Below are 24,075 nucleotides of genomic sequence, written 5' to 3'. Positions count from 1 at the left end.
TTATAGGAGATCTAGATGACGCCAAGAGTTAGAGAGATTTTGAGCTGGTACGGAGCTGACAATCCAGGGGTATTGACGAACCTGGCTCGTATGTTGAACCACGGTAAATTGGCTGGCACCGGTAAATTGGTGATTCTGCCTGTGGATCAGGGCTTCGAACATGGACCTGCTCGCTCTTTCGCGAAAAATCCAGATGGCTATGACCCGGCTTACCACGTAGAGCTGGCTATCGAATCCGGTTGCAGTGCTTACGCGGCTCCACTGGGCGCGATCGAAGCTATCGCCCGTGACTATGCGGGTGAAATCCCGTTGATTCTGAAAATCAACAACTCGGATTCTCTTTATGCCAACAAGGCTCCGATCTCTGCGATGACGTCTTATATCGACGACGCTTTGAGACTGGGCTGCGTGGGTATTGGTTTCACAATCTATCCAGGTTCTGCAGAACGCAAACACCAGTATGAAGAAATCGCTCAGGCGGCACGCGCGGCTAAAGAAGCCGGTCTTGCGGTGATCATCTGGTCTTACCCTCGTGGTGAGCAGCTTTCCAAAGAAGGCGAAACTGGCATCGACGTGATTGCATACGCGGCTCACATCGCGGCTCAGTTGGGCGCGCACATCATCAAAGTTAAACCTTCCTCTGCACACCTTGAACAGGCAGCGGCGAAAAAAGTTTACGAAGAACAGGGCATCAAAGTGTCCTCTCAAGTGGACCGCACTCGTCACATCGTTCAGTCCTGCTTCAACGGCAAACGCATCGTGATCTTCTCTGGTGGCGAAGCGAAAAGCACAGAAGATCTGTTGAAAGAAGTGGGCGAGCTGGCACAAGGCGGCGCATTCGGTTCCATCATGGGCCGCAACGCCTTCCAGCGTCCGAAAAAAGAAGCTCTGGAACTTTTGCACAAAGTAATGGAAGCCTTCGCAGGTAAAAAACTATAGGCGCTGCGCGCACAGAGTGCAGGGCCCAAAGGGCCCGTAACTGGAGTAGATATGAGCATCAATGAAAATCCGCTAAGAGCGGAGAAACGTAAAAAACTTCATGCCCTTCGCGAGAAAGGCATCAACCCGTATCCCTACGTCTTCGAAAACAAGGCGAAGATCTCTGAAGTGGTGGCTGAACATTCTGCCACTTTGCAGGCGGGTGAAAAGAAGCCGGAATTCTCTTACCGTATTGCTGGTCGCCTGATGACCCTTCGTATGATGGGTAAGGCTTCTTTCTTCAATATCCAGGATCAGACCGGCACGGTGCAAGTGTACGTGAAAGTGGAAGAGCTTTCTGAACAGGACCGCGCGGCCTTTGAACTTGTGGATCTGGGTGACATCGTCGGGATTGACGGTTTCGTCTTCAAATCCCAAAAAGGTGAATTCTCCATTTACGCAAAATCTTTCCAGATTCTGACGAAAACCATCGAACCTTTGCCGGAAAAATTCCACGGCGTTCAGGATATCGAAATCAAGTATCGTCACAGACATCTGGATCTGATGACCGATGCGGATTCCCGCAAGGTGTTTGAAACCCGTTCCAAGATCATCAAAGAAGTTCGTCGCTTCCTTGATGACCGTGGTTTTATGGAAGTGGAAACTCCAACTTTGCAGCCGGTTTACGGCGGTGCTGCGGCGACTCCGTTCACCACGCACCACAAAGCTTTGGACATGAAACTTTACATGCGTATTTCGCCGGAACTTTATCTGAAACGCCTGATCGTGGGTGGTTTTGAGAAAGTTTACGAAATCAGCAAAAACTTCCGTAACGAAGGTATCGACCGCACTCACAACCCGGAATTCGCGTTGCTTGAGTTCTACGAGGCCTACACGGACTACAACTATCAGATGAAGCAGTTTGAAGAACTGATCTCTTCTTTGGCTTTGAAAATCACCGGCAGCATGAAGGTGACTTATCAGGGTAAAGAGCTTGATTTCACTCCTCCGTGGAGACGTCTGACGGTTCATGACGGTGTTAAAGAATACGCGGGCATTGATCCGGACAAGGCAACAGATCAAGAGATCTTCCAGGCCATCCGCAAAAACGGTGGCGATATCGATGAGCCGGGTAAACGCGGCGAAATGATCATGGAACTGTTTGAACTGACGGCCGAACAGCACCTGGTGCAGCCGACATTCGTGATGGATCACCCGGTGGAGATTTCTCCGCTGACGAAGATTCACCGTCGCGACAGCCGACTGGTTGAGCGTTTCGAGCCGTTCGCAGCCTGCATGGAAATCGGGAATGCTTACTCTGAGCTGAATGATCCGGAAGACCAGTTGGCGCGCCTGAAAGACCAGGAAGCCAACCGTGCGAAGGACGAAGAAGCTCATCCGATGGACGAGGACTTCCTGCTGGCGATCGATGCTGGTATGCCGCCGACAGGGGGCGTGGGAATCGGTATCGAGCGTATCGTGATGCTGCTGACAGATCGTCCAAGTATCCGCGATATCATCTTCTTCCCGACGATGAGAATCACAAAATAGTATCTAAAAGGGGAGCGAAAGCTCCCTTTTGTTTTTCAGGGGTTTGTTATGAAGTTTGTTTTGATTGCGGCGCTGGTGGTTTTGAGTGCGTGTCAGATGAAGCCGACGAAGGTGACTGTGCAGGAACCGGTGATGGGTGAAAATGTCACGGCTGAACAGTTGATCAAAGGTAAGACGGCAATTTTGGATGCTCGTCCGGCGTTTGAGTTTAACTTGGCGCATGTGCCGGGCTCTATCAATGTTCGTTGGGAGGACTTTTCTCAAGCCAATCCTAAATCCCGTGGTCTGTTGCAAAATGATCTATTTGCGATTGCTCGCAGACTGGCGCTGGTGGGTGTAGATCCGTCAACTCCTGTCGTGGTGCTGGGTAAAGGGGCGCAAGGGGCTGGTGAAGAAGGCCGTGTGGCGTGGACGTTGAAAGTGCTGGGCGTGAAAAACGTCTATACTTTGGTTCACACTTCTTACCGTGAAATGAATACGAATCCCAACCGTGAAGCGCCTCTGGTTCAGAACAAGCCTTACTGGAAACCCGAAGTGGCAGAAAACCTTGATACAACTTTGAAAGTGTTCAAGGCGGACGTTACACAAAATGAAAAGCCGGTGATCGTGCTGGATGTGCGCTCCGGTCAGGAATTCGCATTGCGCAATCTTTCCACGGAAAAATCCGTGAAAGCGCCGGTGGTGAACCTTGAGTGGCGTGAGTTCTTTGACGACAAAGGTCTTCCGTCTAAAAAGATCGAGCGCGCGCTTTATGAAAAGAACATTTCTAAAGACAGCCGTATACTGGTTGTCAGCAATCACGGTGTGCGTTCCGGTGCGGTGGTGTATGCTTTGAATTTCCTGGGCTATAAAAAGGCCACAAACTTCGCCGGGGGCTATGAACAATGGAATTAAACCCGCAGGAACTGATTCAGATTCTGAAGGACAAGATCACTCTGTACCAGCATCTTGGCATCGAAGTAAAAGAAATCAGTTCCTCGCGTGTGCATTTTCGGGTGTCCCTGGATAAAAGTAAAAACCACAAAGGCACAGCCTTTGGCGGCAGTCTGTATGCTTCGGCGGTTCTTGCGGCCTATGCTTTGGCGTTGGCAGGTTTGAAACAGCGCGATCTTGATACCGAAAACATCGTCATCGCCAAGGGCGAGATCCAGTACCTGCGCCCGGTGGAAACTGATTTCGATATCGTCAGTGAGTTTCCGTCCGAAGACGAGGAAGAGGCGTTCTATCAGGAGCTGCTTTCCAAAAAACGCGTTCGCGGCAAAATCCGCTCTCAGATACTGGGTGACGGCGGTTCTTTAAAGGCTTCCTTGGTCGGCGATTTTGTCGTCAAGTTGTGAGCCAGAATCTCTAAAATTTCAGCCTTTTTGACTGGCTTCACCGCATAGGAATCACATCCACTGCTGACGGCGCGTTGCAGATCTTCCACCACCGCAGTCGCCGTCAGGGCGATGATCGGTGTGTGTGGAAGCTTGTTCATTTTCTCGTAATATCTGATCAGTTCCGTGGACTTGTATCCGGTCATGATGGGCATTTGCATGTCCATAAAGACCAGGTCGTATTTACGTTCTTTGAATTTTTCAAAGGCCTCCTGACCATTGACGGCTTCGTCACAGTCAAAGGGCAGGCTTTTAAGATAATGAATCATCAGGACGCGGTTGTCTTCAGAATCATCCACCAAAAGCAGACGGAAGCGTTTGTCGGCCGGAAGCTGGTTCCAAACCATGGCGGGCTTGGTCTTTTTCTCGATGTTGCTGCTAAAGTCCGGACGGTGCGGAAGTAAAATTTTGAAAGTAGTGCCGCGACCCGCAAGGCTTTTCATTTCCAGGGTGCCACCCATGATTTCAACCAGGTTTTTGGAAATCACAAGGCCCAGGCCTGTGCCGCCATATTTTCGGTTGATCGTCGGGTCCCCTTGGAAGAACGGCGAAAACAGTTTGGATTGCTTGTCGCGCGGAATACCAATGCCGGTGTCCTGCACCTCGATCAGCAGCTGTTCGGGGGATTCTTTGGTCAGATCGACTTTCACTTTGACGTGACCTTCGGTGGTGAATTTCAGGGCGTTACCAATCAGGTTGAATAAAACCTGACGAAGGCGGGTGGGGTCACCCCATTGCAAGGCTGGGACATCGTTGGATACCTGCAGCTCAAAGTGCAGGCCTTGTTCTTCGGCTTTGATTTGCAGAATCTCAAAAACGCTGCGAATGGTGCTGTGAATGTTGTAGCTGACGTTTTCCACCGTGAGGGCTTTGGCTTCAATCTTTGAGAAATCCAAAAGGTCGTTGATCAGGGCCTTGAGGTTTTCCCCGGCGTGGCTGAATAAAGTTAAATATCTTTCCTGATCTTTTGACAGTTGGGTTTCACGCAGAAGCTCCAGCATTCCCAGGACGGAATTCAGCGGTGTTCTGATTTCATGGCTCATGCGGGCTAGGAACTCCGATTTTGCTCGGGAAGCTTCTTCGGCCTGTTCTTTGGCGGCCTTCAGTTGGCCTTCGGTTTCGCTCAGCTCGCGGATTTTTCCGGTTAAAGATGTCACGGCGGATCCCGTGATTAGCGAGCAGAAACACAAAGTCAGCAGTGTTGCCGGAGTTTGCACTTCAATAAAGGCATTGGACCAGGGCAGATTCGTCATCTTAGGCAGTATGATGGTCAGGAAAACCACCCAGGTATTCACGGCCAACGCGGCGTACATGCCATACCAGGCCGCTGATAGCAGCATCAAAATGCCATAGACGTACCACGTCTGCGGTAAGTGCACGGACACGGCTAAAGCCAGCATTCCGATTAACACGACCGCAAACAAGGCCTTTTCTTTTCGAGTCAGGGTTTCCCAGTGCATCGGGGGAAGGGGTTTGACGGCAAATAATGAAAGATTGCGTTTGCGCAGCCAAGGCGAAATCAGAATCAATGCCGGTATGCTCATAAAGATCGCGCCCGTCAGGTCGCCGACCGTTGTGATCAACGTGCTCCAGCCGAAGAGGGCCCTGTCCTGAATGCCGGTTAAAACAAACAGGGATTGAATCGCAATGGAGCAAATCACTGAAGGAATCAGCAGGCCGTACACAAAATAAAGACTGATATTTTTTGGACTGGGCTTCCAGGCATGGACGTCTTTGAAGCGTTCACGCACCAGGAACCACGAGAAAATCACTTCCAAGGTTTCAGGCAGGGCAAACAGGGGATAAAGTCCCGGACGTGGCAGACCAAAAAGCGAAATCGCAACCAGAGCATTCAGGAAAACGGCCGCAAAAACCCGCGGTCCCCACCACAGGGCCATGATCACGCCAAAGTTGATTGGGAAATAGATCCAATAGATCCCCTGGGAAACCTTGAAGGCGAGGCTTAGGAATGTGCCTCCAAGTAAAATGAAGAAAGGAAGGACCCAGGTCCACCATGGCAGTTGCTTTTGGTTCATGCCTCTAGTTTAGAGTGAAAGAACCTTGGCAACTAAACGAGAAGCTATGAATATGCTAAAGGTCAATACGGGGAGCTTTGTAGTAAGTCTGGCCAAAGCACAGGCCCACGGCGCAGGCATTAAAGTTGATGCAGCCGCCTTCTTTTTGCACACGATAAATGTCATCTTCAAGAATGTCGTCCATGCCGCGAGAAAGAATCCCGACAATTTCACCTTGAGCATTGTATAGCGGAGATCCCGAACTGCCAGAGAACGTGTCCACCTGGACTTTGAAAGTGTGCATCTCAGAACTGTCAGAAAGCACGTGTGCGTAATCTTTTTTTACCGGCAGCCCCAGTGGGTGTGATAGACTTAAAAGAGTTTGATTGGGTTTCAGCAGAACTTCTTTGGCAATCTTTGCCGGGCGAACTCCGGGAACGGGACGATCCAGTTCCAGAATTGCGTAGTCGATATTTTTTCTGATGTTTAATTCAAACTTCACGATGCTTTTGCAGCTGTAGATTTCAGAGGAGGGCAACATCGCTTGACGGGATTTTTCTTCGGTCCACCCGAAAATAAACTGACTGTCGTCGCATTCTTTTTGATTTTCCACGCAGTGGCCCGCCGTCAGTACCAGATTGGGGCCAATCAAAGTCCCGGAACAAAACCCCAACGTCGGTTGGGTCAGAAATTTTTCATCCGGGCAAAGCGGGTAAAGCTGTTCCAGTGGTGTTGAGTTCAGTTTGATGGCTGAATTTTGCGCCTGCGCCAGGCGATAAGAATGAACCAAGACGGCCGTGGCCTTGACCAGTTCTTTTTCCGCTGACGACGAGGTGCTGACATCTTCACGGGTGTCGCCGTTATAGATGGCACCGGGAGCCTCTATCTTGGATAAAGATTCAGGGGCCGAGCCCGTGCAGGCGGCCAAGGTCAGCGGCAGAAGGGCGCAGACAAGGAATCTCATTTTTTAGATCCTTTAGAATCAGTCAGTCCGGCCACTTGTCCATTGAGGGCAATAAAGCCGTCTTCGTGCGGGCCGCCTTTTTTCGGATTGATGTGCAGCCAATGGATCACGGCCTTGTGGGGAGAATACCTGTCCACCACAAAGTCACCGCAGGCGATGACGCGATCGCCGGGTTGGTATTCAGGAAGCTTGCCGTATTTCACGTTGTAGATCACCTCAACACGGTCGTCGTCGGTGTTCAGGTTTTCATCCAGATCCACTTCAAAGTGCACATGTCCCTGACGGTCTTCCATCAGGCGCACCAGGGTGCCGTCCACAAAAGCGCGGGCGGTGAATTTGTTTTCCATGAATTCGCGCCAGGTCAGCACCTGACTTTCGTTGAATTCCATACGGTCTTTGCGATCGAAACATTGAGGAATGCGATCGCTGGCAAATGCCGAACACGAGATCATAACAAGAAAGAAAATAAGCGGTTTCATAGGTGCCGAATATAACAGGATTTTGGGGAGGTTCTGATGACCATTTCCCCTCTGGAAAAGCTTTCAGGTGGTGTCTAAAATTTGGCCGTTTTTGCTGGTGAACTTTTGGGCGAAAAACAATAAACGTCACTCGGTGGATTTCTGCACTTTTCCCTCTGAAAATCTGGTAAAACAGGGTTCCAAAACCGCGAGGTGTGTGATGCTTAAGAAACTTTCTTTGACTGTATTGTCGGTGACGATGCTTGCGGCCTGTGGGCAGCAAAACACCGCAGAAATTCTGTCGGAAGACTCGCAATCCGCGGTCATTGGGGGTGAAAAAGTCGAAGTGGGCAGCCGAATCATGCGTTCCACCGTGGGGCTGTATGATGAAGGCTCTGGTACGTTGTGTACGGGAACTTTGATTTCCAAAGAACTGGTGTTGACGGCCGCACATTGTGTGACCCCGGGTTCCACGCATCAGTTGGTGTTCTTTACGGATGATATTAAAAACATGAATGCTTATAATTCCCGATATGCCATCAAATCTTTGCGCCATGAGGACTATGAACGAAGCCGTGGCCGCAAATATGACACTGCCGACATCGCGCTGGTCCGAATCCGGGGCGAATATATTCCGGTGGGTTATGCTCCGGCACCGATCTTTGCGGACTTTCAAAGCCTGAAAAAAGGTTCCGAAGTGGTGGTCGCAGGATATGGACTGAGCTGGGCGTGGGGCGTGAAAAAGGGTTCTGGAACTCTTCGCACCACGAAGTTGAAAGTGGGTAATGCCCGCCATGGACAAAACGAGATTCTGATCGATCAGTCGGTTAAAAAAGGGGTGTGCAGTGGCGACTCGGGCGGCCCGGCCTACATCGAAAAGAACGGTGACTTGTATCTGATGGGTGTGACCAGCCGGGGTGATTCGCTGGCGACACCGCTGACGCCGAAGTGTTTTCAGTTTTCCATTTACTCGCGGGTCGATGCTTACCTTCCTTGGATCAAAAAGACTTCCGCATTGTTGCTGAAGGATCGTTAAGCAGCCGCGTCGTGAAATCGAAAACGCGCTTCACATTGCCCAAACAAAACAGCTAGACTTAGGTGTTGAAGTTTATCTACCACGAAGGGAATCGTGTATGGGCAGCATCGTATCGTTCATCAATCAAAAAGGTGGCGTGGCTAAAACCACCACCGCAATCAACGTGGCATCTCAGTGGGCAAAAGAAGGCAAAAAGGTTCTTCTGGTTGACCTTGACCCTCAGTCTTCCGCAACTCGCGCGATCTTTGGCGACGAGGACTTTGAAGACACAATCTATGACGTTATTACCGGTGAAGTGCAGGCGCAGGACGCGGTGGTTTTCTCTGAAGCCTTCGGCATCGATGTAATTCCTTCGGAAATCATGCTGAGTGGTATTGAGATCTCCATGTCCACCAAGTTTGGCCGTGAAAGCATCTTGAAAAGAGCCCTGGCGGAAATCAAGGAAGAATACGACATTGTTGTGATCGATTGTTCTCCGTCTTTGGGGCTTTTGACTGTGAATGCGCTGATTGCCTCCAAGGACATCGTGATTCCGATCTGTCCAGAGTACTTCTCTTTGATGGGTATTGATCTGATTCTAGAGACTTTGAAAAGCATCAAAAACGGTCTTGGCCACACCATCAACGTGCGTGGGATCATCATCTCCAAGTACCGCAACCGCCGCATCGTGGAAAAGGTCATCCAGGATCTTCGCACGAACTATTCCATCCCGGTGTTTAACAACTTTATTCCTGAATCCATCGCGGTCGAGGAAGCTCACCACAAGCATCTGCCGGTGAATGACTTTTCTCCGAAAAACCCGGCGGGTCTTGCTTTGGCAAGCCTTGCACAGGAAATGTGGAATTGAAAAAGCACAACCCCTTGTTTCTAGACTCAACCCAGCCTGTTGGTGACAAACTGATCACCAACGTGGAGCTATTGGATGCGAGTCTGGCGCCAGGGGAATCGTTGTATCTTGAGGTGACTGACAGCTTCGGGGTGCAGCAGAAGTTCGCTCTTAAGACTGTGGCGACGAAAAAGTCCGTGCGCCACAGTGCCGAGCTTTGGTTGAATCAAAACGAGCAGATCAAGTACAGATTCATTCTGATCTCTGCCGGAGCCGAACTGCTGTCGACCCCGGAAAAGACGGCGCTAGCTGGCGGCGCCATCTCTGAAAAGTGGGATCCTGCCACGACTGTAAAGGCCTCGGCCGCGCCCAAGGCGAAGAAGGCAAATCCCAAAGCACCCAAGTCCTCTGAAATCAAGAAAACCGCTTCTATCAAGTCCCAAGGCCTTCTAGGCACCGCTCAAGACTATCAGCAGATGAAGTTCCTGCTGGGTGAGTTGGAATAGCCTTTCAGAAGCGATTACTTCGCCCCGGCCTCAATCCAGCGTTTCATGTAGCTCAACTCACCTGCCGTCAGCGGCGCCAGCATCGTGTTGCCTCTTTGTGGGGGCATGAAGCGTTTATTCATTCCCGGCACTGTCACTTGGTACAAGACGCTTTCTTCCGCAGTGGCAGCGAGCAGGTTGTGTTTTTGAAGGTCCGCCACCGTTTCAAGGATCGTGCGACGGGCCGTTTCCGTGCTATGGCAGACCATGCACTTTGGATCCAGGATTTCTTTTTTCAGATTTTCAAAACTTAATTCCAGCGTCGCCAGATCTGTTTCCGGTTTCTGAACCGGGGCTTCGGCATCGCCACAGTTGGAAAGTTCGCCGACCTTCTGAACATCAGAACGGCTGCGCACCTGATCGTCGATCCAGGTTTCAAGGATTTGTTTTTCGCAGGCATTCAAAGGCTGATAGCCCGCAGAACGAGGCGGCATGGAACCTTTGTTGATCGCGCCAAGAATGGCGTCTTTTTGTGCCAATACTTTTTCGGCCGTGTTCATGCTGCGACCACCGGAGGTGTGACACTCAAGGCAGGTGCTCAGCGCTGTGGATTTTACCACATCGAAGCTTACTTTTTCGTTTTGGAATTTACTGAAACCTTTGATCTCAAGACCACCGGTTTTAAACAGACCCAATTCTTCCATTGGGTAGCTGCAGCCCATAAGTGTTAGTCCCAAAACCGCCAAGAAAACGAAGTGCTTTTTCATAGTGGCAAAGGTTCTATCAAATTTTGGTGAAGTCGGGGGATTTGATTCAGTGCCGAAGAATAAAATACAAGGGACTGTCAGCTTTTTCGACAGCCCCCGAGTGGATAAAGCCTATTTTTTAAGTTTTAAAGGCTGAAACGGAGCCACAGAAGCCGGCTTACGACCGCCGCGGGCGGCATCAATACAGCTTTGCCGCTGGGTATCGCTGGCCTCGGTATTTTCTCCACATTTGGAAAGCTCGGCCGGGTTGTAGCTTTGTCCCTGAATGCTGTTCCAACATGCCCAGAAGGCCTTGTCGTCTTGTTGCAGGTGGCAGACCGTGGCGGCATACCAGTCGACGTTTTCGGTTTTGGTGCGTTCTTGGCATTCGGTGATTTCTTTTTCGCCGATGAAGCGTTCGCAGAAACCGGCAGGGTTGGTGGGCTCTAGGGCAATGGCAATCAGCGGGACACAGGCAATAAGAACCAAAGAATGCAAAACGAGCTTCATCTAAGCGACCTTTATTTTGAAAAGTACTGAATACATGGCCTTTAGCATGTCGGGATCATAGCGACCTGCCAGCTTTTCCTTCATCATGGTGACAGCATCAATCGGCGTCATCGGCACGTTGTAAGATCTTTGCGTGGTCATGGCGTCATAGGTGTCAGTGATGGCAACAATTCTTGCAAACGGGTGGATTTCTTCCGCGACCAATTGTTGAGGATAGCCGTTACCAGCCCAGGATTCGTGGTGTTCAAAGCACGCGGCTTTGATGGCATCACTGATGTTCGGGTGATTGTTCAAAATCACCAAGCCATATTGTGGGTGCATTTTCATTTGCTCCCACTCGGCATCCGACAGACCGCCTTTTTTACAAAGGATGTCCAGGCTGACGTTGCGCTTACCGATGTCGTGGAAAAGAGCGCCCACGCCCAGCTCTTCCAGAGTTTTTGCATCATACCCTAGGGCTTTACCCAAACCCAACGAATAGATGCTGACGTCCAAAGAATGATTGTAAGTATAGAAATCATGCCCGGACAAAGAAATCATAAAGCCCATGGCTTCCGGAGCATTTTCCATCAGATCAATGAAATCCGTGATGATGGGGCGGGATTCATCCAGGGCCTTGTTCACATCCGGATTTTCAAAAAGATCTTCCATCAAAGCGACCGAGGATTCACGCAGGATCTTGGCTTTATCAAACGGGTTCAGCAGGTCCGAGTTCATCTCTTCTTTCACCCAGTCGCGATAAGTCTGCTTGTCTTCCATGCGCACGAAGAAAGAATCGCCCGTATCACGTCCGTGCAATGTTTTGATTTTACCGGAAGCCAGCTTGTCGCCCGCTCGCAGATACAAAATATGTTTACCATCCACAAGGATGTAAATGTCAAAACTGGTGACTTTGTCGGGGCGAATTGTGCTGAGGCGGATGCGGAAGTAAGTCGTGGAATCCATAGGAAAATTCTGCCACGGAAGGGGACTTGAAGGAACTAAATCCGCAATAAACAAACAGCTCGGTCCTTGGTCTAGAAGCAAAGGGGCGAGTGCCCCTCACAACGTTTCAATGCGGGACGGGATTTAGCGTTTCAGCAGCATCTGCACTGGAGTCATTCCCGTGCTAAAAGGAGCCGCACTGGTTCGAGTCATCGACCCGTCGGTGCCTAAGTGATACTGCAATATTTGGTTTTCAATATAGTCAAGCACGTACGCGGATTTTCCGGCAGCATCCACAGTCACGGTTTCAGGTGAAGTCCCCGCAGCCACCGTGGACTTAAGCGCCAGAGTTCCACTGGTTTGAATTTCATAAACACTGACGGTGGATGAAAACGCGTTGGCTACATACAAGTGGTCGCCACTGATGGTCATGCCTTGCGGGCTTGATTCCGTCGTCATCACTTGGCGAGATTGCAAAGTGCCATCTGAACCAATGGCAAACACTTCGACTTCGTCGGTGCTGCAGCTAAGCACATAGATGAATTCACCTTGAGAGGTCTTATGTGAAGTGATCGGGCCTGAAGGACAGCCTTGCGAAGTCACCCGGTCCGGCACTAGCGGCGTCAGTGCGCCATTGCTGGCCACCGCATATTGGGAAATGCTGGCGTCAAGAATGTTCACCACATAGGCGTACTGACCCTGACTGGAAAAAAGCATGCTCAATGGCCCCGCAGTGTGGGGAGTGGTCGCAAGCGCGGTCAAGCGACCATCGCTGCCTTTGCTGTACTGAGTGATGGATTCACTGCGCAAGTTCAGGGAATAAACAAAGCGCCCATCCGGAGAAATCTGCACAGACTGCGGGAATTCTTCCGTGGCGACGGTGCCCAGTGATTGCAGTTTTCCATCACTGCCAATCTGAAACTGCGAAATCGTGTCATCACTGGCGTTCACCACATAAAGGTGCTCTTGGTTTTGATCCATCAAAAGTGACTTTGCATAACCACCGACGGCCGCGACCTCCAAGGGTGCCAGTGAACCATCCAGGGCAATGGAAAAAACACTGACGCTGCCATCGGAAGAATTCAGCACATAAGAAAACCTGGCCGGAGCAGGCGTGGGTGATGGGGAGGGGTCAGAGCCAGAACTGCCGGCACAGGCAGCAAGAGTCAGTGTCCAAAGCAAAGTCAAACCAAGGCGCAGGGCTTTCATGGGGTTCTCCGTAAAAAAACTAGCGCCCAGGGGCGCTAGTGACGACAAGTCGAAGGATGGATGGGTTGTTACCGGGAACCAGCTCGATTTCTTCGTCCAGAATCATGAAGCCAGCGCGGCACAGTTCCTGACGAATCACTTCAGCGGGTGGCAGTCTTTTTTGTGCTGTCCAGTGACGGCCATTCATGGCAACCACACCCGCAGCATCTGATTCTGGAGTTTGTCTCCACAACACATAGTCGGCATCCAGACAAATGGACTCGAAGCTGTCATCCGGATCGAACTGCGGGCTTAGGATGCAGGTGCGAATCACCAGTTTGCCATCTTCAGCCAGCATTTTACGAAGGCTTTGCAGGAAGCGCGCACGATCCAGTGGCAGTGGAATGTGAGTCAGGCAGTCACGATCGTGGATCAGATCGAATTTTTCCTGCAGCTGCTCGATTTGCAGGCTGCCGCCCACGCGGAAGGAAATATTCAAGTGCTGCTCCATCGCCATTTTGTGAACAATCGCCACAGAAGAGCGGTACATGTCGTAAGCCGCCACTTGCATGCCAAGTTCGGCCAGGGCCATGGCGCAAACTCCATGAGCTGCCCCCATATCCAAAGCCTTCAATCCTTGTGGGTTCGGGAACAGATCAGCGCAGACATCTTGCAGGTACTCGACGTGATTGCGTTCAGTCAGGCCGTTCAGGGCCACCAGGTTTTCACCGTTGATGGCAGTTTTGTGATTGTGAGTGCGGATGAATTGTTGGTATTGAGCTTTCATAAGATCTCCTTTATGCCAACCTATAAAGCACAGGCGGTGCCAGCGTATTTCGCTCTGTAAAGGGCTTAATTTCGAGCTGAAACAGCCCCCGCCGGGTTCCCGGCAGGCTGCGTTGCCGGGGGTTCGGCAGTTGCCGAAATCCCGGTGAATGGGTCATAATCCCTGCATGCCTCTTCGTCTGGATACGCAAATACAATTTCTTAAAGGTGTAGGTCCCAAATTAGGGGATCTGTTTTCTCGTAAAGGTCTAAAGACCTTGGGGGACCTTTTTGAGTTCTATCCCCGAGCCTACGAAGACCAGCGCGCAGCCAGAAACATTTCAAGCCTGCGCCCGGATGACATTGTCAGCATCAAGGCCACGGTCGTTGCCGTTCACAGTGTGAACATGGGGCGTTCGGCGCGTAAGATGTATGACGTTCTGGTCAGGGATGCCTCAGGTCAGATTCACTGCAAATATTTCCGTGTGCCTTACAAAGGCTACTTTGAACGCTTTAAGCCCTTCACCGAAGTTCGCGTGGTGGGAAAAGTCACCGAGTACCGCGGTCGTTTGGAATTCCATCATCCTGATATCAAGGATGTGGAGCCTGATGAAGAAACCCAGGATGCGCTGATTCCGCTGTATACGGAAATCGAAGGCCTTGCCACAGCCAAGATCATGAAGCTTGTTCGTTCCGCGTTTGCGCAAATTGAAGAGTGGCCGGAAGAGGCCTTCCCCAAATGGATGCGCGAAAAGTACAATCTGATTCCGCGCAAAGACGCTTTGAAGGACATCCATTTTCCGGATCCGAACAAGGCCAAGGAATATTCCGAATTTAAAACCAATGCTCAAAAACGCATCATCTTTGATGAGTTCTTCTGGTTGGAGCTTTACCTGGCTTCAAAAAAAGCAGGCTTCCAGAAAGAAGGCGCTCCGCAAATCAGAAACTCGGGCGAAAAGATGCGGGCATTGCTTCAATCGTTGCCATTTGAAATGACGGGCGCACAAAAGCGCGTCTTTACTGAAATCAAAGCCGATCTGGAAAAAGGTCACCCTATGCACCGAATGGTTCAAGGGGACGTGGGAAGCGGAAAGACTCTTGTAAGCTTTATGGCTGCCATCTATGCCGCAGAAAGCGGTTATCAATCCTGTTTGATGGCGCCGACAGAAATCCTGGCTGAACAGCACTTTAAAAATGCGCGCAAGGTGCTTGAGCCCTTGGGTATCCGGCTGGGGCTGCTGGTGGGTAAATCCAAAGCCTCTGAAAGAAAAACTTTGCTGGCCGCTTTGGCAGCCGGAGAGATTGACTTGATTATCGGCACCCATGCTTTGATCGAAGATGAAGTGCAATTCTCAAATCTGGGGCTTGTGATCATCGATGAACAACATAGATTCGGGGTTGAACAGCGCGGGGTTTTGAAAAACAAAGGCAACTCGCCGCACTTCCTGGTGATGACGGCAACTCCGATCCCAAGGACACTGGCGATGACAGTGTACGGGGACTTGGATGTTTCCATTATCGATGAAATGCCGGCAGGTCGAAGCCCTATCCAAACGCGCGCCACATTTGAAAGCAAACGCCCTCAAGCCCTGCAGTTCATGTTGGAACAAGTGCAAAAAGGCCGACAGGCCTATATCGTGTATCCTCTGGTGGAGGAAAGCGAAAAGATCGACTTGAAAGATGCGGTTTCAGAATACGAAAAACTGAAAGAGCTTTATCCGCAGCTGAAAATTGGTCTTTTGCACGGGAAGATGAAACCTGACGAAAAAGATCAGGTCATGGATCAGTTTCGCAGAAATGAAATTCAAGTGCTGGTTTCAACCACCGTCATTGAAGTCGGTGTCGACGTGCCGAATGCCAATATCATGATCATCGAACACGCTGAGCGCTTTGGTCTGTCGCAGCTGCACCAGTTGCGCGGTCGCGTAGGCCGGGGAGAATACAAAAGCTTCTGTATTCTGATCATGGGCTATGCGGTTTCTGAAGAAGGCAAAGCCCGCACCGAGATGATGGAAAAGACATCAGACGGATTTAAGATCGCCGAGTTCGATCTTGAAATGCGCGGGCCTGGTGAATTCATGGGGACCAGGCAGTCGGGCCTTTCCGGCTTTAAGCTGGCAAATCTGGTGCGTGATATGGCCATCTTGCAAGAGGCGCGTGAAGCGGCCTTTGAAGTTTTGCGCAAAGATCCAAAACTCTCATATTTAGAGAATCAAGGGTTGAAGGCCGAGCTGTTGCGTGAGCACGGGCCCGCAGCGCTTGCGGGTATCGCCTAATATGAACACCTTTCCTGTTTGAAATATTCGTGTGTCACTCTGAGAAAATGACTTAAGTGCGTGTTGTTAAGGACCGATCAATATTTGGATCCTAACTGAACGTCTTAAGGAATTGGAATGACCACGAACTATATCCGCAATCTGCTCATTGCAATCAGTTTTCTGCTGCTCACCGCGTGTTCGCTGGATGCAGAATTTTTCGAACGGATGAAGTCCACGGACAGTGGTTCTTCCGACGTCAGCTTTAAACTTTCCGATTTGCCGACGGATGTTCCGGAATCATTCCCCTATTATGGACAAGTTCAGGTCAGTGGTATTTCCAGTGCCATGTCCGTATTCAGCACGATGACACTTTCTTTGGAAGACAGCACTTGCGCGGGGCTGGCGATCAGCGATGAAGGCTGGATTTCCGGTGTGATCGACAAAGTCTCGGGCGAGACCTGTGATTTTAAAGTCAAGGTGACTCAAGGTTCTTACTCTGCGGTTTCCGGCGTTGTCAGTCTGGGAGTGCAAAACAGCCTGCAGCTGACTCTTTCCCAGGAAAACTTCAGCTTTGATTCCGGTGCGCCAACACAAACGACAGTGTTGAACCTGTCAGCTCCGGCCCCCTTTGCAACTTATCTTGATTACTCTATATATTCAGCCAACTCCGAATCTGCGCTGTTTAACGGTTTGAACACCGGGAAGATTCTGGTTCCTGCCGGTGCTACTTCGGTCAGTATTCCCCTGACTTTGCAAGCGGGGCTTTCTTTGTCATCCGCCGAACATCAAACCATTCAGCTTAACAGTGGTATGAGTGGGCTTAAACCAAAAATTGAATTGGCCATTCCGTTGGAACTTGGCGCCGGTGCTCCGGCGCAAGTCTTTCAGGAAATCGATGCCGGTGATACTCACGTCTGCGCGATCACGTCAGGTAAACTTTATTGTTGGGGTAACAACGATAAATACCGCCTGGGCTTGGGGGCCGGCGATCAGGACAATCGCACAAAGCCTGTCCGTGTGGGAAGCTCCACAACGTGGCAAAAGGTGGCTTTGAGTGATGAGGGAACTTGCGGCATCAACGATGGCAAACTCTATTGTTGGGGACGTAACGATTCCGGTCGTTCTGCGACGGGATCAACACTGCCAGCGGAAGTCACAGAGCCCACTCAAGTGGGAGGCAACTCGGACTGGCAGGATTTGACAGGCGGGGCGCATTTCTCGTGCGGTATCAGATCCGGTGAGCTTTATTGCTGGGGTTATAACCAGTTTGGTCAGCTCGCCACCGGAGATATTCTGACAAAATACAGTCCCACAAGAATTGGCGCTAGCACAACCTGGCAGAAGATTTCTGCCGGGGCATCGCATGTGTGCGGTATCGATTCCGGAAAGTTGTACTGCTGGGGGGCTGGAGCCCGCAAACAACTGGGGAACAACGCCAGCATCACTCGTCAGCAGAGCATACTGCAAGTCGGAGTGTCCACCACATGGGAAGACGTCGTCGCCGGCAGTGATCACACGTGTGGTATCAACGATGGCAAACTTTACTGCTGGGGTGACAACTCAGATGGAGAGCTTGGACTGGGCGCAGCCGAAGCGGGCAATATCATCGGCGCTATTTCTCAGGTCGGATCTTTTGGTGACTGGGAAAGTCTGACCGGCGGAGGCAATCACACTTGCGGTATTCGCAACGGTGGAGAACTTTATTGCTGGGGTGCTGTCAGCTATCAGGACGAAGTCTGGGAGCCTACTCGCATTGGTACAGACAGCACCTGGAATAAAATCAGCACAAGCTACTATATGACCTGCGGAATCAACGGCGGATCTGTGCTGTGCTGGGCGCATGAAGAGAACACCATTGATTTCATCGGATTGGGTGAGGATCGGGCCGAAATTGCCCACAAGCCTCATCGTGTGGGCTTGTCTGCAACTTGGTCTTTGCCAAGTGCGGGATATGGTCATTCTTGTGCGATCAATGCCGGTCGCCTTTACTGCTGGGGTGACAACTCCGTTTTCCAGTTGGGTCAAAATGACAATGGAACTCTCGCGTCCACGCTTGTCCCTCAGCAAGTTGGAAATTCCAAGGCCTGGCAGAAAATCGCCACTGGTGGGCCGCATACCTGCGGCATTAAAGAAGGTGAGTTGTACTGCTGGGGCCTAAACGTGGGGTTTGACTTCGGTGGAGGAGGTCCTCCGCCACCGCCACCACCACCGGGCGGCGGTGGTTTTATGCCGATGAGTGTTTCACCGGTTTCGCAAGTTCCTGCGCGTGTGGGGACTTCCAAGGCGTGGACTGCCATTGCCGCGGGTTCAGGACAGTTGTGCGGAATTAACGGTGGCAAGATGTACTGTTGGGGGCAGAACTCTGACGGGCAGATGGCGGCCGACCCGGCGACGGTGCCTTTGGTGGAAGAACCAACGCAAGTGGGCACTTCAGACAAGTGGCAGGCAGTGGGAATCAGTTCTTATCATTCCTGCGGGATCGATGATGGCAAATTGTATTGCTGGGGCTATGGTGATGACGGCGAGTTGGGCGACGGCAATAACACCTCTTCATATGTGCCAGTTCGGGTGGGTTCTGATTCTGATTGGACCGCCGTTGTAGCGGGAAATCTGCATACTTGTGGCATCCGCAGCGGGCAGTTGTACTGCTGGGGTGGCGGATACAAAGGAGCTTTGGGGCTTGGCAATCCTGTTGATCAGGCGACTCCGCAGCGTGTGGGCACATCCAGTACTTGGACTGAAATCGCATCTGGTTTTGAAAATAGCGCGGCGTGTGGAATTGATGCTGGAAAGTTGTACTGCTGGGGTTCGGACGATTGGGGTCAGCAGGGTAACGGCTCTGCATTTACCGGTGCTGAGGTTGTGCCGATTCAGTTGGGAACTTCCGCTTTGTGGCAAAAGGTTTCTGTGGGTGAAAAAAATGTTTGTGCGGTGAATGCCGGGAAGCTTTTCTGTTGGGGCGGCAATGATCAGGGGCAGTCGGCGGTTCCGCCGACACCGGGCGCAGCTGATCCGACAACGCCAACGCTGATCACTGGTTTCTAAGAAAAAATAGCGGAACATTTTGCTGTTGCATCCGCGAATTTTGTTTGTCATCCTTTTCTTAGATCACAAGGATGTGCTCTTATGAAATTGATCTTCAGCGTAGTTACGGCAACAGTTTTATTCTCTCTTCAGTCATTGGCGGCGGCACCTTCTTACAAGGTGAACATGCGCGTCGGTTTGAAGGGGGCTTCTCCTATTTCTATCAATACGGTTGCAAAATCCGGCAAGAAAAGCTTCGTTAGTGAAATCTCTGACGATGGACAAAGCGAAACACTGGTGGAAGTGTTTGCGCGCAAATCCCAGGTGAATAAAAAAGACGGTCTTTATATGGATGTGACCGTGACAAAACGTGTGCGTGGGCAAAAGAAACTCGCGGAACGCGCTCAGATTTTTGCTCCTGACAATCAAGAGATGGAATTTGGCATGAATTCCAAAGGTCGCACGGCAGGGAACCTTTCTCTGGCAGTGATGGCTCATCAGCTTTAAAAAATCACTCAGCGCATCAATATACTAAGTACCCCTTGCGACTGGACTTCGGTCGTGATCTGATTTTGTACTCAGAGGGGGTATTATGAATCATCTTGTGAAGGGCATCACGGTCTCTACGGTCGCGGCAGTTCTTTCTGTCAGCGCAGCACAAGCAGGCACGGTATTGAAATTCAATGCTGGCGCTATCGACACCAACAAACTTACCAGTAACTACGCTGCTTCCTGGATGATGGAAGCCAAAGAAACTGAATACATTGTTCAGTTCAAAAAAGCGGTGACTGAAAAAGACAAAGCAGCTTTGAAGGCTCAGTTTGAAGTGTTCGGCTATCTTCCTGATGATGCTTTGGTTGTTCGCGGGATCTACTCTGATCTTGTGACTTTCAAAACGACTCACCCTGGTGTACAGGCCGTGGTGAAATATTCTGCTCAATATAAAGTCAGCAATTCCTTTGCTCCAGCCAGCGTCTTTACTAAAGACAACATGGTTGCAGTTCTTGTGAACACTTTCAAATCCCATGAAGTGGAAGTGATCGCCTCTAAAATTGAAAAAATGGATGTTAAAGTAGCGGTTCAAGTTGTTGATGGAAAGCACATCACTGCTTTGATTCCTCGCGGGCTTGTTCCGGCGGTGGCTGCTTTGACGGGTGTTGAGCACGTTCAACCGGCTCCAGTGATTGAATCCTTGCACTTCGCGATGGATGAAGACCTGGCAGATCAGGTTTCTGCAACTGCAGCGGGTGATTATTCAGACCTGACGGGTGATGAGTCCGGCACTCGTTTGATGAATTTCGATGCAGCTTGGGCTTTGGGTTATGCAGGTAAAGGTCAGACTGTTTCCATGGCGGATACAGGTCTTGATTCGGGTAACACTGGCGCGATTCATCAGGATTTCGCAGGGGGCGTGATTTCTGGTTATCCTTTCGGTTTGTGGTCTAAATCATGGTCTGATCCAATGGGTCACGGTACTCACGTTGCCGGATCTGTGATGGGCCGTGGTACAGCTTCCAAAGGCTTGCTGAAAGGCGGCGCTTATGAAGCTAACATGGTCGCTGAAGGCATGTGGTCCCCGATGATGAAGAACTTGAGTGTTCCATCCAAACTAGGGGATTTGTTTGAAAAAGCGTTCGCTGATGGCGCCCGCATTCATACCAACTCTTGGGGTGGTGCTCGTACCTTCGGTGCTTATGATAACTTCGCAGTTCAAGTGGACGAATGGTCTTACGCGAATCCGGACATGTTGATTCTGTTTGCGGCTGGTAACAGCGGTACCGACAAAAACAAAGACGGCCGTATTGATTCCAACTCCATGGCTTCTCCGGGCACAGCGAAGAACGTTTTGACTGTGGGCGCTTCTGAAAACGTCACCAAATCCGGTGGTATTCAGGTTCCAATCAACAAACTTCGTTCTGCAAAAGACGAGTGGCCGGCTGAACCAATCTACAGCTCTTACATTTCTGACAATGGCAACGGTTTGGCGATGTTCTCGTCTCGTGGTCCAACGGCAGATGGTCGTACGAAGCCTGATATCGTGGCTCCGGGGACTAATATCCTGAGTGTGTTCTCTCAGGAAAAAGACGCTTCTCCACTTTGGGGCGCTTACAACAAAGACTATGTATGGTCTGGTGGTACGTCCATGGCGACTCCGTTGACGGCGGGTGCTGCGGCGATTGCTCGTCAGGTTCTTGTTGAAAAATTGGGCATCAAAAACCCATCGGCTGCTTTGATGAAAGCAACTATGCTTCACACTGCGGTTGATATGTACCCAGGTCAGTTCGGTGAAATCGGTGCAGCTCGTGGTCAAGAGATCCTGACTCGTCGCCCGAACTCTGATGAAGGTTACGGTCGCGTGGATGTGGCTAACATCGCCAACTTGGGTGGTGCTACTCAGTTCGTCGACAACCGTCAGGGTGTGGCTCAAGGAGCTGAGGTTTCCTACGAATTTACTTTGAATGCGCCAGGCAACCTGTATGCGAACCTTGTTTGGACGGATGCACCGGGTTCTGCGAATGCGGCCCAAGCGTTGGTGAATGACTTGGATCTGGTTCTGACTTTGCCAAATGGTCAGACCCTGAGCATGAACGATCACATCAACAACCTTGAGATGATCGAAAAGTCCGGCCTGCCGGCGGGTACTTACAAGCTGACTGTAAAAGGCTTTAAAGTTCCGCAAGGTAAGAACGGGGCTCAAGCTTATGCTCTAGTCTATACGGCTAAATAGGTCACGGTAGGCAATGTAAGTAATTGAAAACACTATTAAAAGGCTCGGGTGATCCCGGGCCTTTTTTGCTTTTCAAAGGGCTCTGAAATAATTTCCAATGCGCTGCTCCCGTTTGATAACTCGTGTCAAATTTGATAGAACTGTCGAGGTTGCAAGTCTGTCCAAAGGTCTAGGCCTAAGGATGTGTCCCTTTACCCTTGGGGAGGTTCGTGAATGCAGACGTTTGATGTCGGTGATAATGCAGTTTATCCTGGATACGGCGTTGTTAAAGTGGTTTCTATTGAAACCAAAGAGATGCTTGGTACTAAGACTACGTTCTACAACATGCAGTTGGTGGACACGGGTCTGAAGATCATGATCCCTACCACGAACGTGAAGTCCGCGGGTCTGCGTCCTATCATCTCCAAATCCGAAGCATCCCGAGTTGTTGGAATCCTTAAAGAAAAAGACATCAAGATCGACAACCAGACATGGAATCGCCGTTATCGCGAGTACATGGAGAAGATCAAAACGGGTTCCGTATTCGAGATTGCTGAAGTTTTACGCGATTTGTTCCTTTTGAAAGCGGACAAAGAGCTTTCCTTCGGTGAGCGCAAGATGCTTGATTCTGCGCGCAGCCTGCTTTTGAAAGAGCTGACTTTGGCGACCAGCCAGGAAGAGCTGTTCAAAGAGGAAGAAGTTAAAGCCATCTTCGGTATCACGGGTTAGGCTTTTTTAACCAGCCGAGAAAGGCTGGACGACTTTCAAAAAACATAATAAATTCGGGGCTTGGTTTAATGACCAGGCCCTTTTTGTTTTTTAAGGCCTTTCCCAGCTTTGGAGTTCCGCATGTCCTCGAAAATCTCTCCGCATGTTCGTGTTCGTTTTGCTCCGTCCCCAACGGGTTACCTGCACGTGGGTGGCGCAAGAACCGCGCTTTATAACTATCTTTTTGCCAAGAAAAATGGCGGTGAGTTCATCCTGCGTATCGAAGACACGGATGAAGCCCGTTCCACTCAAGAATCCCTGCGTGGGGTGGTTGATGACCTGGTTTGGCTGGGTTTGAAATGGGACGAGGGTGTGGATCCGGTGACGTTGAAAGACGTGGGCCCCAATGGTCCTTACCGTCAAAGTGAGCGCCTGCATATCTACAAAGAAATCGCTGATCAGCTTTTGAAAGAAGGCAAAGCGTACTATTGCTTTATGACCGAAGAGGAAATTGAAAAGCAAAAAGCCGCAGCTGGAAATTTCGCGCACTTGCAGTCTCCGTATCAGGATTGGTCTTTGGATCAGGCTTTGGAACGTCTGAAAACCGGCGACAAAGCCGTGGTTCGTTTTAAAACCAAGAATCTGGTGAAAGACTATATCTTCACCGACCTTGTTCGTGGCGAAGTGAAATTCCCATCTGACATGGTGGGGGACTTTGTTCTGCTTCGTTCTGACGGCATGCCGGTTTACAACTTCTGCTGCGTGGTCGATGACCATCTGATGAAGATGACCCATGTCTTCCGTGCGGAAGAGCATCTGCCAAACACTCTAAGACAGCTTATGATCTATGAGGCTATGAACTGGCAGGCTCCGGAATTTGGTCACATGGCTTTGATTCTGGATGAAGACCGCCAAAAACTTTCCAAGCGCAAAGGCGCTGTGGCTTGCGGTCAGTTGAAAGACGAAGGTTACCTGGCAAGTGCCGTATTGAACTTCATCGCATTGTTGGGTTGGTCTGATCCTCAGGGTCGCGAGATTCTGTCGGTGAAAGACATGCTGGAAGTGTTTGATATTTCCCGTTTGAATCCATCCGGCGCGATCTTTGACCGTGTGAAATTCAAATGGATGAATGCGCAGCACTTGCGTGCGCTTCCAAATGCAGAGTTATGGCAGGCGGTAGCGCCGTTTTTGGCTCGTGAAAACATGGATCTGCCAGCGGATCCTGCGTGGCAAAGCAAGTCCCTGGATTTGTTCAAGCCGTACATGGAAATTCTGGCCGATGCGATCGAACTGTATCGCCCATTGAATGACAAATCTTATGTGATCCTGCCGGAAGCGGATGAAACCATGAAGTGGGAATCCACCAAAGCGGTTCTGACTTCCTGGAAAAACCTGCTTCAGGCCCATCCTTCTGATTTCATGACAGAAGAAGAGTTCCTGAAAATGCAGGACGAAGTGAAAAACCAGACTGGTTCCAAAGGCAAACACCTGTTCATGCCAATTCGTGTGGCGGTGATCGGGAAGCCTCACGGAGCTGAATTGAAGACTCTGGTTCCTTTGATGAAAAAATCCTCGTTGGTGGCCCGCGCAGAGCAGGCCCTGGCAAAAGTGTAGGT

Annotated in this window: 21 protein-coding genes; 13 read left to right on the top strand and 8 right to left on the bottom strand. The window is 50.6% G+C overall.

Going from position 1 to position 24,075, the window contains the following annotated elements; translation table 11 throughout:
• Positions 1–15: 15 nt before the first annotated feature.
• The 4 genes from AC04MQ_RS16885 to AC04MQ_RS16870 are packed head-to-tail and all read left to right on the top strand — an operon-like array spanning position 16 to position 3,806.
• Positions 16–939 (top strand): class I fructose-bisphosphate aldolase, encoded by a 924-nt coding sequence (locus AC04MQ_RS16885; protein ID WP_041577739.1) that lies wholly within the window; start codon positions 16–18, stop codon positions 937–939.
• Between the two features lie 51 nt (positions 940–990).
• Entirely contained in the window at positions 991–2,469 is a 1,479-nt protein-coding gene (gene lysS / locus AC04MQ_RS16880; RefSeq protein WP_015091412.1) for a lysine--tRNA ligase, read from the top strand.
• A gap of 48 nt (positions 2,470–2,517) precedes the next feature.
• Positions 2,518–3,363 (top strand): sulfurtransferase, encoded by an 846-nt coding sequence (locus tag AC04MQ_RS16875; protein WP_475392655.1) that lies wholly within the window; start codon positions 2,518–2,520, stop codon positions 3,361–3,363.
• Positions 3,354–3,806 carry a YiiD C-terminal domain-containing protein gene (locus AC04MQ_RS16870; protein ID WP_475392654.1) on the top strand — a complete coding sequence of 151 codons (453 nt, stop codon included), beginning with the start codon at positions 3,354–3,356 and terminating at the stop codon, positions 3,804–3,806. Before AC04MQ_RS16875 ends, AC04MQ_RS16870 begins: the two co-directional genes overlap by 10 nt.
• Here AC04MQ_RS16870 and AC04MQ_RS16865 read toward each other — a convergent pair.
• Genes AC04MQ_RS16865 through AC04MQ_RS16855 form a run of 3 tightly spaced genes read right to left on the bottom strand, consistent with a single transcriptional unit; the run spans position 3,740 to position 7,303 of the window.
• Positions 3,740–5,881 carry an ATP-binding protein gene (locus AC04MQ_RS16865; protein ID WP_015091409.1) on the bottom strand — a complete coding sequence of 714 codons (2,142 nt, stop codon included), beginning with the start codon at positions 5,879–5,881 and terminating at the stop codon, positions 3,740–3,742. The genes AC04MQ_RS16870 and AC04MQ_RS16865 overlap by 67 nt on opposite strands.
• Before the next feature lie 55 nt (positions 5,882–5,936).
• Positions 5,937–6,824 carry a trypsin-like serine peptidase gene (locus AC04MQ_RS16860; protein WP_475392653.1) on the bottom strand — a complete coding sequence of 296 codons (888 nt, stop codon included), beginning with the start codon at positions 6,822–6,824 and terminating at the stop codon, positions 5,937–5,939.
• Positions 6,821–7,303 (bottom strand): DUF3465 domain-containing protein, encoded by a 483-nt coding sequence (locus AC04MQ_RS16855; RefSeq protein WP_235046098.1) that lies wholly within the window; start codon positions 7,301–7,303, stop codon positions 6,821–6,823. Before AC04MQ_RS16855 ends, AC04MQ_RS16860 begins: the two co-directional genes overlap by 4 nt.
• Positions 7,304–7,373: 70 nt before the next feature.
• Here AC04MQ_RS16855 and AC04MQ_RS16850 point away from each other — a divergent pair, with 70 nt between their 5' ends.
• The 3 genes from AC04MQ_RS16850 (at position 7,374) to AC04MQ_RS16840 (ending at position 9,650) form a co-directional block, all read left to right on the top strand.
• Complete coding sequence (locus AC04MQ_RS16850; RefSeq protein ID WP_475392652.1) at positions 7,374–8,318, top strand: S1 family peptidase; 945 nt, start codon at positions 7,374–7,376, stop codon at positions 8,316–8,318.
• A 97-nt stretch (positions 8,319–8,415) separates the two neighbouring features.
• Complete coding sequence (locus tag AC04MQ_RS16845) at positions 8,416–9,165, top strand: ParA family protein (protein ID WP_015091405.1); 750 nt, start codon at positions 8,416–8,418, stop codon at positions 9,163–9,165.
• Between the two features lie 14 nt (positions 9,166–9,179).
• Positions 9,180–9,650, top strand: coding sequence for a hypothetical protein (locus AC04MQ_RS16840; protein ID WP_475392651.1), 471 nt, complete (start codon positions 9,180–9,182; stop codon positions 9,648–9,650).
• Positions 9,651–9,664: 14 nt separating this feature from the next.
• On the opposite strand, the gene AC04MQ_RS16835 is transcribed toward AC04MQ_RS16840, so the two are convergent.
• The 5 genes from AC04MQ_RS16835 to AC04MQ_RS16815 all read right to left on the bottom strand — a co-directional run bounded on the left by AC04MQ_RS16835 (position 9,665) and on the right by AC04MQ_RS16815 (position 13,784).
• Positions 9,665–10,396 (bottom strand): hypothetical protein, encoded by a 732-nt coding sequence (locus AC04MQ_RS16835; RefSeq protein WP_475392650.1) that lies wholly within the window; start codon positions 10,394–10,396, stop codon positions 9,665–9,667.
• Between the two features lie 111 nt (positions 10,397–10,507).
• Positions 10,508–10,885 carry a hypothetical protein gene (locus tag AC04MQ_RS16830; RefSeq protein ID WP_015091401.1) on the bottom strand — a complete coding sequence of 126 codons (378 nt, stop codon included), beginning with the start codon at positions 10,883–10,885 and terminating at the stop codon, positions 10,508–10,510.
• The gene (locus AC04MQ_RS16825; RefSeq protein ID WP_015091400.1) at positions 10,886–11,830 is read right to left on the bottom strand and encodes an HD-GYP domain-containing protein; all 945 of its coding nucleotides are present in this window, start codon (positions 11,828–11,830) and stop codon (positions 10,886–10,888) included.
• A 123-nt stretch (positions 11,831–11,953) separates the two neighbouring features.
• The gene (locus AC04MQ_RS16820) at positions 11,954–13,018 is read right to left on the bottom strand and encodes a lactonase family protein (protein ID WP_475392649.1); all 1,065 of its coding nucleotides are present in this window, start codon (positions 13,016–13,018) and stop codon (positions 11,954–11,956) included.
• A 19-nt stretch (positions 13,019–13,037) separates the two neighbouring features.
• A complete protein-coding gene (locus tag AC04MQ_RS16815) occupies positions 13,038–13,784 on the bottom strand; it encodes a class I SAM-dependent methyltransferase (RefSeq protein WP_475392648.1) in 747 nt (248 codons plus the stop codon).
• Between the two features lie 166 nt (positions 13,785–13,950).
• Between AC04MQ_RS16815 and recG the strand changes: the two genes are divergently transcribed.
• The 6 genes from recG to gltX all read left to right on the top strand — a co-directional run bounded on the left by recG (position 13,951) and on the right by gltX (position 24,073).
• A complete protein-coding gene (recG, locus tag AC04MQ_RS16810; protein ID WP_015091397.1) occupies positions 13,951–16,038 on the top strand; it encodes an ATP-dependent DNA helicase RecG in 2,088 nt (695 codons plus the stop codon).
• 117 nt (positions 16,039–16,155) lie between these two features.
• Complete coding sequence (locus AC04MQ_RS16805) at positions 16,156–19,065, top strand: RCC1 domain-containing protein (RefSeq protein WP_475392647.1); 2,910 nt, start codon at positions 16,156–16,158, stop codon at positions 19,063–19,065.
• Positions 19,066–19,146: 81 nt separating this feature from the next.
• Positions 19,147–19,551, top strand: coding sequence for a hypothetical protein (locus AC04MQ_RS16800; protein ID WP_015091395.1), 405 nt, complete (start codon positions 19,147–19,149; stop codon positions 19,549–19,551).
• A gap of 85 nt (positions 19,552–19,636) precedes the next feature.
• Entirely contained in the window at positions 19,637–21,772 is a 2,136-nt protein-coding gene (locus AC04MQ_RS16795; RefSeq protein ID WP_475392646.1) for a S8 family serine peptidase, read from the top strand.
• Between the two features lie 213 nt (positions 21,773–21,985).
• Entirely contained in the window at positions 21,986–22,480 is a 495-nt protein-coding gene (locus AC04MQ_RS16790; RefSeq protein WP_011164744.1) for a CarD family transcriptional regulator, read from the top strand.
• Positions 22,481–22,600: 120 nt separating this feature from the next.
• Complete coding sequence (gene gltX, locus AC04MQ_RS16785) at positions 22,601–24,073, top strand: glutamate--tRNA ligase (protein ID WP_015091393.1); 1,473 nt, start codon at positions 22,601–22,603, stop codon at positions 24,071–24,073.
• Positions 24,074–24,075: the final 2 nt, after the last annotated feature.

It is taken from the genome of Bdellovibrio sp. MYbb2 (assembly GCF_056175685.1).
This window is presented reverse-complemented; position numbering and strand designations above follow the sequence as displayed.

Coding starts and splice junctions, on each gene's coding strand:
- AC04MQ_RS16825 (WP_015091400.1), bottom strand. CDS start 11,830: ATGGATTCCACGACTTACTTCCGCATCCGCCTCAGCACAATTCGCCCC.
- AC04MQ_RS16865 (WP_015091409.1), bottom strand. CDS start 5,881: ATGAACCAAAAGCAACTGCCATGGTGGACCTGGGTCCTTCCTTTCTTC.
- AC04MQ_RS16860 (WP_475392653.1), bottom strand. CDS start 6,824: ATGAGATTCCTTGTCTGCGCCCTTCTGCCGCTGACCTTGGCCGCCTGC.
- AC04MQ_RS16855 (WP_235046098.1), bottom strand. CDS start 7,303: ATGAAACCGCTTATTTTCTTTCTTGTTATGATCTCGTGTTCGGCATTT.
- AC04MQ_RS16835 (WP_475392650.1), bottom strand. CDS start 10,396: ATGAAAAAGCACTTCGTTTTCTTGGCGGTTTTGGGACTAACACTTATG.
- AC04MQ_RS16790 (WP_011164744.1), top strand. CDS start 21,986: ATGCAGACGTTTGATGTCGGTGATAATGCAGTTTATCCTGGATACGGC.
- AC04MQ_RS16870 (WP_475392654.1), top strand. CDS start 3,354: ATGGAATTAAACCCGCAGGAACTGATTCAGATTCTGAAGGACAAGATC.
- AC04MQ_RS16885 (WP_041577739.1), top strand. CDS start 16: ATGACGCCAAGAGTTAGAGAGATTTTGAGCTGGTACGGAGCTGACAAT.
- recG (WP_015091397.1), top strand. CDS start 13,951: ATGCCTCTTCGTCTGGATACGCAAATACAATTTCTTAAAGGTGTAGGT.
- AC04MQ_RS16845 (WP_015091405.1), top strand. CDS start 8,416: ATGGGCAGCATCGTATCGTTCATCAATCAAAAAGGTGGCGTGGCTAAA.
- AC04MQ_RS16815 (WP_475392648.1), bottom strand. CDS start 13,784: ATGAAAGCTCAATACCAACAATTCATCCGCACTCACAATCACAAAACT.
- AC04MQ_RS16795 (WP_475392646.1), top strand. CDS start 19,637: ATGAATCATCTTGTGAAGGGCATCACGGTCTCTACGGTCGCGGCAGTT.
- lysS (WP_015091412.1), top strand. CDS start 991: ATGAGCATCAATGAAAATCCGCTAAGAGCGGAGAAACGTAAAAAACTT.
- AC04MQ_RS16830 (WP_015091401.1), bottom strand. CDS start 10,885: ATGAAGCTCGTTTTGCATTCTTTGGTTCTTATTGCCTGTGTCCCGCTG.
- gltX (WP_015091393.1), top strand. CDS start 22,601: ATGTCCTCGAAAATCTCTCCGCATGTTCGTGTTCGTTTTGCTCCGTCC.
- AC04MQ_RS16805 (WP_475392647.1), top strand. CDS start 16,156: ATGACCACGAACTATATCCGCAATCTGCTCATTGCAATCAGTTTTCTG.
- AC04MQ_RS16820 (WP_475392649.1), bottom strand. CDS start 13,018: ATGAAAGCCCTGCGCCTTGGTTTGACTTTGCTTTGGACACTGACTCTT.
- AC04MQ_RS16875 (WP_475392655.1), top strand. CDS start 2,518: ATGAAGTTTGTTTTGATTGCGGCGCTGGTGGTTTTGAGTGCGTGTCAG.
- AC04MQ_RS16800 (WP_015091395.1), top strand. CDS start 19,147: ATGAAATTGATCTTCAGCGTAGTTACGGCAACAGTTTTATTCTCTCTT.